The sequence below is a fragment of the Synechococcus sp. SynAce01 genome (assembly GCF_001885215.1).
Classification (GTDB): domain Bacteria; phylum Cyanobacteriota; class Cyanobacteriia; order PCC-6307; family Cyanobiaceae; genus Regnicoccus; species Regnicoccus frigidus.
In genome coordinates this window covers 2,589,012-2,602,549 of sequence record NZ_CP018091.1, presented here as the reverse complement: position 1 = coordinate 2,602,549, position 13,538 = coordinate 2,589,012, and the positions used below count along the sequence as shown (strand labels likewise).

10 protein-coding genes are annotated in these 13,538 nt (G+C 66.1%); 2 read left to right on the top strand and 8 right to left on the bottom strand.

What is annotated here, in order from left to right; genetic code table 11:
• Positions 1-17 precede the first annotated feature (17 nt).
• The 8 genes from BM449_RS13475 to BM449_RS13440 all read right to left on the bottom strand — a co-directional run bounded on the left by BM449_RS13475 (position 18) and on the right by BM449_RS13440 (position 8,087).
• Positions 18-1,010 (bottom strand): NAD(P)-dependent oxidoreductase, encoded by a 993-nt coding sequence (locus BM449_RS13475; RefSeq protein ID WP_071801649.1) that lies wholly within the window; start codon positions 1,008-1,010, stop codon positions 18-20.
• Entirely contained in the window at positions 1,007-2,065 is a 1,059-nt protein-coding gene (gene hemE, locus BM449_RS13470; RefSeq protein WP_071801648.1) for a uroporphyrinogen decarboxylase, read from the bottom strand. The genes BM449_RS13475 and hemE overlap by 4 nt, the downstream gene beginning before the upstream one ends.
• Positions 2,066-2,109: 44 nt before the next feature.
• Positions 2,110-4,419, bottom strand: coding sequence for a 1,4-alpha-glucan branching protein GlgB (gene glgB / locus BM449_RS13465; protein WP_071801647.1), 2,310 nt, complete (start codon positions 4,417-4,419; stop codon positions 2,110-2,112).
• An 84-nt stretch (positions 4,420-4,503) separates the two neighbouring features.
• Complete coding sequence (locus tag BM449_RS13460; protein WP_162922885.1) at positions 4,504-5,196, bottom strand: DUF3887 domain-containing protein; 693 nt, start codon at positions 5,194-5,196, stop codon at positions 4,504-4,506.
• A gap of 44 nt (positions 5,197-5,240) precedes the next feature.
• On the bottom strand, positions 5,241-6,845 hold the full coding sequence (locus BM449_RS13455) for a CocE/NonD family hydrolase (protein WP_311134020.1): 1,605 nt from the start codon (positions 6,843-6,845) through the stop codon (positions 5,241-5,243).
• Positions 6,846-7,181, bottom strand: coding sequence for a hypothetical protein (locus tag BM449_RS13450; RefSeq protein ID WP_083544570.1), 336 nt, complete (start codon positions 7,179-7,181; stop codon positions 6,846-6,848).
• 37 nt (positions 7,182-7,218) lie between these two features.
• Positions 7,219-7,623, bottom strand: a complete 405-nt coding sequence (locus tag BM449_RS13445; protein ID WP_233830804.1) for a DUF4332 domain-containing protein — start codon at positions 7,621-7,623, stop codon at positions 7,219-7,221.
• Positions 7,620-8,087 carry a Ycf51 family protein gene (locus BM449_RS13440; protein ID WP_071801645.1) on the bottom strand — a complete coding sequence of 156 codons (468 nt, stop codon included), beginning with the start codon at positions 8,085-8,087 and terminating at the stop codon, positions 7,620-7,622. The genes BM449_RS13445 and BM449_RS13440 overlap by 4 nt, the downstream gene beginning before the upstream one ends.
• Before the next feature lie 71 nt (positions 8,088-8,158).
• On the opposite strand from BM449_RS13440, the gene BM449_RS13435 reads away from it, so the two are divergent.
• Together BM449_RS13435 and BM449_RS13430 are read left to right on the top strand one after the other, a co-directional pair.
• Positions 8,159-12,637, top strand: coding sequence for a translocation/assembly module TamB (locus BM449_RS13435; RefSeq protein WP_071801644.1), 4,479 nt, complete (start codon positions 8,159-8,161; stop codon positions 12,635-12,637).
• Positions 12,637-13,530 carry an ROK family protein gene (locus BM449_RS13430; RefSeq protein ID WP_071801643.1) on the top strand — a complete coding sequence of 298 codons (894 nt, stop codon included), beginning with the start codon at positions 12,637-12,639 and terminating at the stop codon, positions 13,528-13,530. Before BM449_RS13435 ends, BM449_RS13430 begins: the two co-directional genes overlap by 1 nt.
• The last annotated feature ends 8 nt before the right edge of the window (positions 13,531-13,538 follow it).

Here is a 13,538-nt window from a genome sequence, read left to right as displayed (position 1 = left end):
TTCAGGGTGAAGGTGGCTTACTGACGGGCCAGCCCTGCGGTCTCAAAGGCCAGCTCCAAGCTGGGAGCCAGGCTGACAAGCCCGAAGCGCTCCGGTGGGCTGATCGGCTCATGCACGAAGTGGCGCTGGCGGATGCTGAAGCGATCCCAGGCGTTCACCTCGATCGGCAGCACCTTGATCAGGGCTTCGATCAACCAGCCGCTGAGCTGCAGGCCAAACGGGGGGCGGGACATCCCGCGCCAGCGGCAGAGGCGACTGACGGTGTCGTCCACGCTGACCGCCGGCTGGCCGAGCACCAGGCGCCGCAGCGGCCCCTGCCCCGGCTCCGGGTTGGGTTGGTGGGGCTGCAGGGTCAGATTCACGCAGACCCGGGCGATGTCTTCGGCGTGGATGAAGTGGAAGCTGGCCTCAGCCCGCAGCCAGCGGGCCAGCCACAACCAGCGCACCACCTCGTTGAGCCCGGCGGTGAGGTAGCTGGTGGGCAGGCTGCTGCCCGGTTGCACCGATCCACCGAACACGAGTGTTGGAAACACCGCCACGATCCGCTCAGCGAGGGGATGGGTCTCGAGCTGCTGCAGGCAGAGGGCCTTGGTCTGGATGTATTCGGTGCCGTAGGCCGCCGCTTCCGGCAGCAGGTTGAGATCGCGGTCGAGGATGCTGGCGGTGGAGAAGTAGATCACCTGCTCCAACCTGGCCGGGTCGGTGCGCCCCAGCAACTCCTTGACGGCCACCACGTTCACCTGATGGGCACGCTCGGGATCACCCCAGGCCGTGGCCGTGTGGATCAGCCGCTGGGCCGAGGCAATCGCGGCGGCGTGGGGCTCCTGGTCGCGCAGATCACCCACCAGCAGGGTGATGCGGGGATCGTGGCGAGGAACGGCGGTGAGCTTGGCAGGGTCGCGCAGCCACAGCAGCAGCTCCACATCGGATTCGCGGTACAACTGCTGGGCGATCGCCTGACCGACGCAGCCACTGGCGCCGGTGATCAGAACCTTGGCCGGAGCGCTCAACCAGCGGCTCCGATCAATTCATTCACCGTTTTGCCGGCTTCAAAGAACACCCGGGCATTCTCTTCCGGGGTGCCCGGCAGGATGCCGTGGCCGAGGTTGAGGATGTGGCGCCGGCCCCTGGCCTTGAGCACCGTGTCGACCACCCGGGCCCGGATCGCCTCGGGGGTGCCAAACAACAGCCCCGGATCCACATTGCCCTGCACACCGAGATGTTCCGGCAGGCGGGCAAGGCCATCGGCCATATCCACGGTCCAATCCAACGAGATGAAATCGACCCCGGTGTTAGCCATGCGCTCCAGCACCCCGGCACTGCCAGAGATATAGAGAATCAGGGGGGTGTCGGGGTGGGTGGCCTTCACCTGATCCACCACCCGTTTCTGGTAGGGGGCGGCGAAGACGTCGTAATCGAGGGGGCTGAGCTGGCCTGCCCAGGAGTCGAACAGTTGCACCACCTGGGCGCCGCTGTCGATCTGGTAGCGCACATAGGTGGCGATCGCATCGGCCAGATGGCCCAGCAACTGGTGCAGCAGGGCAGGCTCCTGGAAAGCCATCGCCTTGATCACCGCATAATTCTTGCTGCTTTTGCCTTCCACCGCATAGGCGGCCAGGGTCCAGGGGGCTCCGACGAAGCCGAGCACGGCCGCCTGATGCCCCACGCTCTGGCGCAGCCGCCCGAACACCTCACCCACGAACGGCAGTGCCTCGGCCGGGTTCAGCGCCCGCAGGGCCTCCACCTGGGCCCGGCTGCGGATCGGCGGATCGATGATCGGCCCCTTGCTTTCAACGATGTCGAAGTCAATGCCGAGGCCCGGCAGGGGCGTGAGGATGTCGGAGAAAAGGATCACCCCATCGGGCGCAAAAGCCCGGAACGGTTGCATCGAGATCTCGTAGGAGAGATCGGCGTTTTCAGAGCGCTCGCGGAAGCCGGGGTGGCGATCACGCAGCTCGCGATACACCTTCATATAACGGCCGGCCTGGCGCATCATCCACACTGGCGGCCTCTCCACCTGCTCACCTCGGGCGGCGCGCAGCAACAGGGGAAGGGGTTCGGCCATGGGGGATATCGGAGGCGGGGTCAGAAGCGAAGCCAGGGGCGAACCTACCCGACCAGTAGACCGCCATCAGCGGCTTCGTCACACAGGACCTCGCTGCGCTCCGCATCCCTGCGGAACACCAGCACACTCAGCGGCGGCAGACAGAGATCGAGCGAATGGCTGTAGCCGTGCATGGCGGCGGCGTCGCTGAACTTGCCACCGAGATTGCCGAGGTTGCTGCCGCCGTATCGGCTGCCGTCGGTGTTGAACACTTCGGCATAGAAGCCCTCCAGCGGAACACCGATGCGGTAATGGTCGTGCGCCTGAGGCAGGAAGTTGGCCACCACCACCAACCAGCTGTCGTCGCCGCTCACCCGGCGCATGAAGCTGATCACCGAATGGCGGCTGTCGCTGCAGTCAATCCACTGGAAGCCGAACTGAACAAAGTCGTCGCGCCAGAGGGCCGGCTCGGCCCGGTAGAAGCTGTTGAGGTCATCGACCAGGTTCAACAGGCCCTGATGGGGATCGAACTGGAGCAGATTCCATTCAAGATCCCCCCAGACATTCCATTCGGCCCGCTGACCGAACTCCATGCCCATGAAGATGGTTTTCTTGCCGGGATGGGTCCACATGAAGGCCAGCAGGGCGCGCACATTGGCGAACTTCTGCCAGTCATCGCCGGGCATCTTGTTGAGCAAATTGCTCTTGCCATGCACCACTTCATCGTGGCTGAGGGCCAGCATGAAGTTCTCGGTGTAGTGATACCAGATCGAGAAACTGATGTTGTTCTGGTGGAACTGACGCATCCACGGATCAAGCTCGAAATAATCGAGCATGTCGTGCATCCAGCCCATGTTCCACTTCAGGTTGAATCCCAGGCCGCCCAGGTGGGTGGGCTGGGTCACCATCGGCCAGGTGGTGGATTCTTCGGCGATCGACAACGCTCCGGGGAAGTGCTGAAACAGCACGGTGTTGGCCTGCTGCAGAAAGGTCACGGCTTCGAGATTCTCGCGGCCGCCCTCGTCATTGGCCAGCCACTCGCCATCGGGCCTGAGGTAATCCCGATAGAGCATCGAGGCCACCGCATCCACCCGGATGCCATCGATATGAAACTCCTCAAACCAGTAGATCAAATTGGCCACAAGGAAGTTGCGGACCTCATTGCGGCTGTAATTGAAAATCAAGGTGCCCCATTCCTTGTGCTCACCGATGCGGGGATCGGCATGCTCATAGAGATGGCAGCCATCGAAGAAGGCCAGGCCATGGCTGTCCTTGGGGAAATGGCCTGGAACCCAGTCGAGCAACAGGCCAAGGCCCACCGCATGGCAGCGGTTCACGAAGGCCCGGAATTCGTCGGGGCTGCCGAAGCGGCTGGTGGGGGCATAAAAGCCGGCCACCTGATAGCCCCAGGAGCCATCAAAGGGATGCTCGGCGATCGGCAGCAGCTCAATGTGGGTGAAGCCGCGTGCCACCACGTAGGGAATCAGCCGATCGGCCAGCTCGGCGTAGGTGAGCAGGCGAGCACCGGGCTTGAGATCGGCGGCGGCCACCGGTTGCCTCGGCGTGCCATCGGCCTCCAGGAAAGGCTCGTCGATGGAGCCATGCATCCAGCTGCCTAAGTGCAGTTCATAGACGCTGATCGGTTGATCGAGTGGATCACGGCTGTCCCGCTGTTCAACCCAGGCCTGATCGCTCCAGCGGAAATTGCCCAGCTGGGACACCACCGAGCCCGTCTGGGGCCGTATTTCATGCTGAAAACCATAGGGGTCGGCTTTCTGGTAGCAGTGCCCCTCGGGGCTGCGCACTTCGTATTTGTAGACGGTGCCCACCGCCAAGCCGGGAATGAACAGCTCCCAGATGCCGCCCAGCCGTTGTTGCATCGGATGGTGCCGGCCATCCCAGTTGTTGAAATCACCGAGCAGCGCCACGCTGCGCGCGTTGGGTGCCCAGAGGGCGAACTGAACCCCGGGCACACCACTGCGCTCGCAGGGGTGGGCACCAAGACGCCGCCAGATGTGGTGGTGGTTGCCTTCGGCGAACAGGTGGCGATCCAGTTCACCCAACCACTCCTGGCGGAAGGCCCAGGGATCGTGCTGGATGTGGGTGATGCCTGCCCGACTTACCTCCAGCTGGTAGGTGCAGCCAGGATCGCTGTCGAACTCTGCTTCAAACAACCAGGGGTGGTGGGGCGTGGCCGTGGCGTGGCTGTGGCCGTCGAGCAACAGGGCCACGGACTGGGCTTCCGGCATCCAGGCCCTCACCACCCAGCCATCGCCCAGGGGTTGGGGGCCGAGCACCGCGAACGGATGGTCGTCCCGGCACTCCCCCAGCCGTTGTCCTGCTTCAGCGATCCCGTCGAGGCTGGCGGGGAACATGGAAGGCAGGCATCCGAAAATCAACCCTAGACGGCAAGCAGATCCCTCCAGCCGCTTTGGTTTGGAGTCGAAGTTCTGGTGTGATCAGGAGCCGGCAGCCACACCAGGTGTCCTGATTTCTTCAGGAAAATCAACGCCGATGATGTGACCACTGGGATCAAGGATCACGAACAGGTTGTCGGTGAGTTGGCTGAACTGGGTGGTGACGAGCACCAGTTGCTGTTCGCCGCCTTCACTGGCCACCACCGTGCCGCGAATCCGCTGAAAGCTGCCGGTGAGTTTCTCCAGATCCTTCCAGCGGTTGAGCAGATCCTGGGGGCTGATCTCGGTCTGCATGAAGCTGGAGAGCAGGGCGCGGGCCTCGATCAGTTTTCCTTCACTGAGTGCGGTCACGAAATTGGAGGCCACCTTCTCGATCGGCGTGTCCTCCAGAGACGTTTCCCAACCCAGCAGCCGGCCCTGCTCATCGAGCACCAGGATCAGCGGTTGGGACCCTTTGGCGGTGACCAGCACAGCTTCAACCGTGCTGTCGTCGGCGCCGGTGAGCACCTCTTTGATGCGAATACTGAGAATGGGATCGCGCTGCTTGAGGCGTTTCTTCACGCGCTCCAGCGTGGTCGACCGTTGCAGATCCGGTGAGAGCAGGTCGTAGATCGCCTGGCTGTCTTCGCGGCGCAATCCCTGGATGATCGTCTCCGCTGAGCTGCGGGCCTGGGCTGCCGTCTGGCCCGCACTGGCCGGGATAGCCGGGAACACAGCACCAAAAGCCAACGCCATGGCCAGCAGGGGGGCACGCAGAGTCACAGTTGGTCGACGAACGATCAGCCCAGTTTGGCCGATCCGATCGGCTGCAGCCACAGCTTCGCCTCGGAGAGCATCAACTGAAGGGTGATCACCCGGTGCGCGGGGCCCACCGGCCCGGGCAGCTGATCCGGATTACCGCTGATAACGGCGATCTGGGGCCAGGCGGCACCAGCCAGGGACAGCCGCAGGCGCTCGCCGCTGGCAAGGCTGGCCCGCAACGGCTGGAAGACCAGCACGCGGCGTTGTCGGCGCTGGGCCTCAGGGCCGGGGAAACGGGCCACCGCCGTGCTGATCTGCCACACCTGGCGACCGCCCGCGCGCACGATCGACAGGGCCGCACAGAGATCGAAACCGGGCTGGTCGGCTGCCACTTCCAACTCCAGCCGGGGGCGCCCCTGCAGAGTCAGCCCGGTTTCAAAAGTCCCGCTGCTGAAGCAGGCCACATCGCCGCGGCGGTCCAGATCGGCGCGCTCGGCAGGTCCGGCATCGAGGCCCAGGTGTCCGCCACGGCCTGGCACGGGGCGCCAAGGGTCATGGACCAGCCAGATGTTGCCGCCCGCTCCCCCTTCCCCCGGCCGCAACAGGCGCCCTTCATCGCCATCGATGCAGGCCAGACCCTGACTGCCCAGGCGCCAGGGCGCCACACCCTCTGGATGCAGGGGTTCAGACGGCTGGGCCCAGTCGGCGGTTGTCAGATCGGCAAACCGCTCACGGGCCAACGGGTGTGGCGGCGGCCGATCGCGCAGGTGGTGGTCGAAGAAGGCCAGCTGCAAGCGATCGAGGCCGCCGTTCCAATCAAGATGGGTCCAGTCCCCGATCCGCAGCAGGGGGTCACCGCCGGCGCGGAGGCTGCGGTCCTGCAGATCGAAAATCCCTTCGAGCTGGGCATCCCACCAGCCCCCGAGCAACAGCATCGGTTGACGCAACAGCGTCTCGGAGGGGTCATGCACGGTCCAACCGTCAGCATGGCCGGGATCGAGGCGGAACCAGCCCAAGCCCATGCCGCCTGGGTCATGCCGCTCCAGCAGGGCCAGGCCGTCCTCAAGGAAGGCGCCGCTTCGCAGGCTGTGGCGGATCGCCTGCCATGCCATCTCCTCACCGCGGCGGCGCACGGTTTCGGCCGTCAGCTGCAGGGCCCAGGCCAGGCCAAGCGCCCAACGATGGGCGCCGCCGTCGCTGGCCCAGTGCAGCCGTTCATCGAGGCCAGCCATCGCCGGGACCAGGCAATCGGGCCGGATCGTTGGGTCGTCACACAGGAGCTGGGTGAGGCCTTGGTAGGAGAAGCCATAGCAGCCAAGTCGGCCATTGGATCCAGGCAGGCTGCGGGCCCAGGCCAGGGCGGTGGCCCCATCGCCTGCCTCCTGGGCGAAACCGGCAAAGCTGCCGTCCGAGTCGCCACGCCCGCGCACGTCCTGCACGGCAACCAGATAGCCCTGACTGGCATACCAGGTGGGGTGGGCGCTGGTCACCGTTGAGGCGATCGCCCGGTGGTAGGGCTGCCGCACCAGCAGCACCGGCCAAAGGCCGCCCACGGCCGGCTTCCAGATGCGGGTGGCCAGCTTCACCCCATCGGGGCAGGGCATCCAGGCATCGAACGACTCCACCGAAAGGGGGGGAGGCACTCAGCGAACGTCGGGGCAGTGCAGGCCAACCACGTAGGTGATGACAATTTCAGCGTCGGAGGGGCTGATGCCCTGACGGCGGGCCACCATGGCGATCGCCTGGGGGGAGGAGGAACGCACCCCCTGGCTGTTGAGCTTGCGAAATTCGGCGCAGAGACTTTTGGCTACCTGTGGATTCTGCTTGACGGACTCCAGCAAGGCAGAGGCCGCGATCGCCGAGCTGCCGCTGAACGCCGTGGCGAGGCCAAGAACAACGGCCAGGCCGAGGCGGAGCGATCGCAGAGGGAAAGAATCGAGGAACACAGACGATCCACCGCAAAGGGGATACACATCCATTTCAGGCGTACCCCAGGCTTTACGGCCCCGGTTCGGGTCAGTTTGGCGAGCGACCGGTGCTGCGCCGGGCCGCACTGATCCACTGGCGCACTGTCGTTGCGCTGACCATCGGCAGGGTGGTGCCGGTCAAGGAGCGTTGCAGCCGGCCGAGTTGGACCACCAATTGTTGGGGGGAGGCCTGGGCCAGGCCATCGGCAGTGGCGATGCCGGCATAGAGCAACAGGGCCGCATCCGGCGGCGCCAGGCCGATCGCCACGATCAGCTGGGCCTGGCCGCGCAGCTTGATCAGCCGCTGCTCTGAGGCGCCATTGCGGGCCAACCGACGCAGCTCAGCGTCGCTCAGCTGGGCCAGGGACTGCCAATCAAGATGGCCTGCCAGTTCAAGCTGGCGTTGCTCAGCCTGGAAGTGAAGCGGCAGTGTGCCGATGGCGGTTGGCGTCAAGGCAGCAGCAGGGCCACCTCGCCCCGGTTGTTGCGGGTGGCTTCGGCCAACATCACCGGCCGGCTGAGACCCGGGCCCACGGATTCAACCCGGCGCAGGCGCACATGCACCAGACCATCGGGGCTGGAGCGGCCATTGCCGCGCAGGTTCAGGGCCAGTTGTTTGGCCGTGGGGGCAAAAGCCTCGGCGGGCAGATCGGCCGCAGCGGTGGCTACCACCAGGTTGGTGCCGTTGTCGAACACGATCGGTGCCGTGACCGCCCCCTCCACCAGCACCCGGGGGTTGTAGCTGATCGCGAAGGCCAGACAAGACAGCGACAACAGGGCGGTGAAGCTGGTGATGCCCACCAGGCGAAAGCGGATTCCCCAGCCAGAGACAAATCCCGCGACCATCAACAGCGCCAGCACACCGCTGGCGGCACCCAGCCATTTGCCGACGGTCAGCAACAGGGGATCAACGGGCATGGGGGGGGCTGGGCGGCAATGAAATCACCTTATAGATTGCGGAAACCTCAAGCGGTAACCACAACGTTCCGATGGGGTTGCCGAAGCTGAATTGGCGCCACTCCCTCGTTGTTGGCGGGGTGTTGCTCGGTGCGGGAACCGCGGTCGGCATCTGGTTCGGCGCCGACTATCTCGTTGGCAGGCTCTATCGCCACCTGCGCCCGGACCTGGAACGCCAGATCGGCAAGGGGCTGGGCCATCCGCTGCAACTGGGCCCCTATCAGGGTTTGCGACCCTGGGGACTGGCCATCGGGCCGAGCCGGGTTGAGGCCGGTCCCGCCGATAACTCCACGGCCGCAGCCCAGGGCCTTGGGGTAGCGATCGCCCCCTGGGCCAGCCTTGTTCAGGGGTTGCCCGTGGTCCAGCTGGCCGTGCAGGGCGGCAGCCTTGAGCTGGAACCCAACCGCCAGGGCCAGTTCTGGGTGTTCAGCGGCGTCAAGGGACAAGCCCCCCCCCGGCTGGCCCTGCGGGTGCGGCTCGTCGATCCTGCCAGCGTCGCGGTCAAGCCGCTCAACCTGAAGCTGCGGGTGGACGGTGGCCTCAGCGTCGCCCTCCACCGCAGCGCGATCACCTGGTCGGGAGCAGCCCTGTTGCCGCCCGAAGGCCGCTTTGCGCTGCAAGGTGACGCCAACTGGGACACAGGCAATGTCCGCCTCAACCTCGGTGTCAAGCGCCAGCCATTGGCGGGTCTGGTCTCCTTGCTGCCGAACACCAGGGGCACCAGCGCCAGCGGTTGGCTGGATGGCCGCCTGCGCCTGAGCCGCAGCGACGGTCGCAACAGCTGCAATGGCGCCCTGAACCTCAACGGCCTTGGGCTGGAAGACGAACTCCTGCCAGGCCCATTGAAGATCGAACGCCTCGCGCTGCGCTGCTCCGGAGAGCGCCTCAATCTGAGCAGGACCCCCTGGCAAATGGCGAACTGGCAGGGGGTCCTCAACGGCAGGCTGGAGCTGGAGCGTTGGTTTGACTTTCGCCTCACCGCCGAGGACCCCAAACGCGGGGACCAACTCGCTTTCGACCTGCGCGGCCCCTGGCGCCAGCCCCGGCTGGAGATCGCCGGGCAAATTCCGCTCGGGCGCGGAACCCCGACCAGCCCGGAGCCCTTGCGTTTCCGCGGCCAGGTTCTGGCCGACTGGCGCCAGTCGCTGACGCTGCGGCTGGCTGAGCTTCAGCTCAACTCGGGACGCTCGGAACTGCTCCTCGCTGGACCGTTGTGGCCCCGCCTCAACCTCGATAGCCGGGCCTTGGGCGTACATCCTTCGCTGTGGGAGTCGGCGCCATGGCTGGAATCCCTGCTCGGCGAGGAGCAATGGCTGAGCGGCCGTCTCAGTCTCAGCGGCACCTGGAGCGAGCCCGTGCTGCGCAGTTCTCTGGCCCAGGCCGGGCGGCCCCTGCTGGAGATCGAGGCCCGCCGCACGGTCCCGCCGGGCTCAGGGCCGCTGGGCACGATCAGCGCCAGCTTGCGGGCTCCAAATGGGCTGAGCGTGAACCAGACGACCGTGCTCGGCCCGGCCCGGGCCAGCCTGGCCTGGAGAGGCAACCTGTTGCGTCTCACGGAGCTTCAGAGCCCTGAGCTGAGCGCCAGCGGGTCCCTGCCCTTGCGCTGGCAGAAGCGGCGAGGGCTGGTGGCAGGCAACCTGGACCTGGCCTTCGCGGCGCCGCCGTTTGCGCTGCAGCGACTCAGCCCCCTGCTCGGGGTTGAGCTCGAAGGCGATCTCGCCGCCAGCGGCAGCTTGCGTGGTCCGCTCGCAGACCTGCGTCCTGATGTCCAGCTCACGTTGCGCAATCCCGGTGGCGGGCCGCTCTCGCTCAAGGAAACCTGGCGGGGGTCGCTCACGGCCAACGTCGGCGCGGGAAGCAGCCTGCGCATGCGAGCCCAGGGCCCGGCACCGCCAGGCGAGCTGCGTGCCCGCCTCTCAGCGAACTGGTTGCCGCAACAGGTGGTGCTGGAGCGACGCGAAGGGCAGTTGCGACTGGTCGGCAGCCCCCAGCGCTACCAATGGGTGGCGGAGCAGTTTCCCTTCGACGGACTCGCGGTGGAGGTCGGGCCCAGGGCGCGCCCCACACCGATCGGCGGACGGCTGAGTGGCCAGGGCAGCCTCGATTTCCAACCGCTGGCGGCCAGCGGCTCGCTCACGGTTGAGCGTCCCATGGTGCTGGAGCTGCTGGGCAAGGAACTCACGGCCAGCGGCGGAATCCGCGAGCGGTTGTTCCAGCTCAAGGGTCGCTTTGAGCCGCTGGAGGGAGGTTTGGTGACCTACACCACCAGTGGACAGACCAATGGAGCTCTTCGCGCCCAGCTGGAGGGTCGCCGGCTGCCACTGGAGATGTTCAGCCAACTGGTGGGGAGCTGGCCGTTGACCCAGGGGGCGAGTCCGCTGCCCAGGGGCCGGGCCGAGGATCTGGGCACGGTGCTGATTGAAACGTTCGGGGAATCGATCGACACCCAGCTCAGGGCCCTGCAACTGGCCAAAGAGCGCCTTGCCGCCTTCCAGGTGACTCCAGAGGAATCGGCCCCGATGCGTCTGCAGGATCTGCGCGGCCTGGTCGATGCCGATCTCACGCTTGCTGGTCCAACGATCGGGCAGCTTCGCCTCGATCTGGCCGCCAAGGGGCATCTCTGGCAGAGGGGCGCCGACAAAGATAAGGCGCTGGGACTTGAGCCTCTGGTGGTGACGATCCAGGGGGCCCTCAGCGGTGGTCAGGGTTCCTTTGGCTTCGATGGCCTGTCGCTCAGCCTGCTGGCTCTCTTCACCCCCGTGCCGGCCAGCTTGCGCGGCGTTCTCTCATTGAAGGGTCAGTACCAGCTCGGTGATGAGGAGCCCAGCTTCTCGACCACCATCGCGCTGCGCGAGGGCTTCTTGAATGACACCCCGCTGAACCTGGAACAGGGGGAATTGTCGCTGGCGGGCAACAACCTGAATGTCCAGGGTGCCCTGCGCGGTGGCGGCGCTGAAAACAGCGTCGATCTGATCGCTGAGGTGCCCCTGGATCCGGAGGCCGAGGGCTTGCGCTTGCGGCTATCGAGTCGGGGCGATGGCCTGCGCTTTCTCAATGGACTGATCGCGGGCGAGACGATCTGGCAGAAAGGCAGCGCTGACCTGGAAGTGCTCGTGCGCGGCAGCCTCAGCCAGCCAGTGGCCAACGGCTTCCTGCGCTTCCGCGAGGGCGAACTCGCTCTGGGCGGCCAGGAGGTGCGACAGCTCGAAGCAACGATCCTGTTCGATTTCGAAGAGCTGCTAGTCCAGGAGTTCAGCGCTCGCGTGGGTGAAAAGGGCACGATCAAGGCTGGCGGCGGTTTGGGCCTCACCGAGGTCACAGCTCAGCGCAATCCCCTGGTTGTGGAGATCAGCCAGGCCCGCATCCGTGTCCCCCGACTCGAAGCCGACATCGATGGCGAGCTGGGAATCGGCGGCAGCCTGCTCAAGCCCTTGCTGGGCGGCGAGCTGCAGGTCAGCAAGGGAAGCATCAATGCTCAGCCTGGTGGCCTGGGCCGCAGCGATGCCAATGGCATGGTCGAGCCGGTGGCGGTCCAGCAGCTGGTGGAGGAGAAGTGGGACTTCCAACAGCCCTTGGTGTTGTTCGGTCCCGAGGTGGAAACAACGACCGGCCTGGCGTTGCGGCAGGCGATTCCCAATTTCTCCTATGTGCGCCTGAACGACCTGCGGCTCAGCTTCGGCCCCGATCTGCTGGTGGTTGCTCCACCCGTGGCCACCTTCAAGACGGGCGGATTGCTCACCCTCAACGGCCCAATCGACAGAACCCTCTCGGCCAGGGGCGTGGTGCGGCTGCTGAGCGGAAGACTGAGTTTCTTCACCACCAATTTCACCCTCGATCCCGACGCGCCGAACGTGGCGGTGTTCACCCCGTCCCAGGGGCTGGTGCCCTTCCTGGACATCGCTCTGCGCACCCGCATCTCCAACACCTTGAACACTGGCAGTGATCGCAGCGCGCTCACGGATCTCTCGCTGCGCGGTGATTTCACCCCCCTTGACCAGCTCAACTTGGTTCGCGTCGTGCTCAAGGTGAGCGGCCCGGCCGATCGGATCGGCGAGTCGTTCGAGCTGCGCAGCAACCCGCCCATCTCCGAGCAGCGACTGGTGGCCCTGATCGGTGGCAATACCGTGGCGGGGCTCAGCGGCGGCAATGCCGGTGCGGCCCTGGCCACGGTGGTTGGCCAGACGCTGCTCTCGCCGTTGTTGAGCAGCCTCACCGATGCCCTCGGTCAGCGGATCAGCTTCGCGATCTATCCCACCTTCGTCACCCCGTCGGTCAACGAAGATTCTGAGGAAACAGACCAGTCTGTTCCGAGCCAGTTGGTGCTGGGCACTGAACTGGGTCTGGACCTCAGCGACCGCTTCAACTTCTCGGTGCTGGCCGCCCCGAACCGCAGCGACATCCCCCCCGAGCTCACCCTCCGCTACCAGGCCACCGACAACATCGGCCTCCAGGGCACGTTCGACACCGAAGGCCGCTGGCAGACCCGGCTGCAACTGTTCTTCCGCTTCTGATGGACTCCCCACCCCAGCTGATCGGTGTCGACATCGGCGGCACGGCGATCAAGCTGGCCCGCTTTAGCTCCAGCGGCACCTGCCTGGCGGAGCTGCATTGGCCCACACCTCAGCCGGCCCTGCCTGGGGCCTTGACCACGGCCCTGGTGGAGGCGATCAGCGTCCTCGACCCGCAACGCCAGGCGGCGCTTGTGGGCGTGGGGCTGCCCGGCCCAATGGATCGCGCCAGCCGGGTGGCCCGGCTCTGCATCAACCTGCCGGGCTGGCGTGAGGTGCCGTTGGCCGCCTGGCTGGAGCCCCTGCTGAAACGGCGGGTCACGCTGGTCAACGACGGCAACGCCGCCACCGTGGGCGAAGCCTGGGCCGGCGCCGCCCGGGGTTACGCCAACGTGCTGCTGCTCACCCTGGGTACGGGAGTGGGAGGTGGGCTGCTGCTGGGCGGGAGCTTGTTCACCGGCCATGGTGGCGCCGCCTGCGAACCGGGCCTGATCGGGCTGGATCCGGCTGGGCCTCCCTGCAACAGCGGCAATCGGGGCTCCCTGGAGCAGTACTGCAGCATCAGCGGCCTCGGCCGGCTCAGCCCGCTTGATCCCGCCGAACTCTGCCGCCGCGCCGATGCGGGTGGGGGCGAAGCCCTGGCCATCTGGGCGGAATATGGGCGCCTGCTGGGAGTGGGGATCAGTTCCCTGATCTACGTGCTCACCCCGGAACTGGTCTTGCTCGGCGGTGGCCTCAGCGGCGCCAGCCACCACTTTCTGCCGGCCCTCTGGCGTGAAGTGGAGGAGCGGGTGCTGCCTGAAAGCCGCCAGGGCCTCCAGATCCGGCGCTGTGCCCTGGGCAATGGGGCCGGCCGGCTGGGAGCGGCGAAACTCGCCCTCGATCGGCTGGGATGATGGTGCCC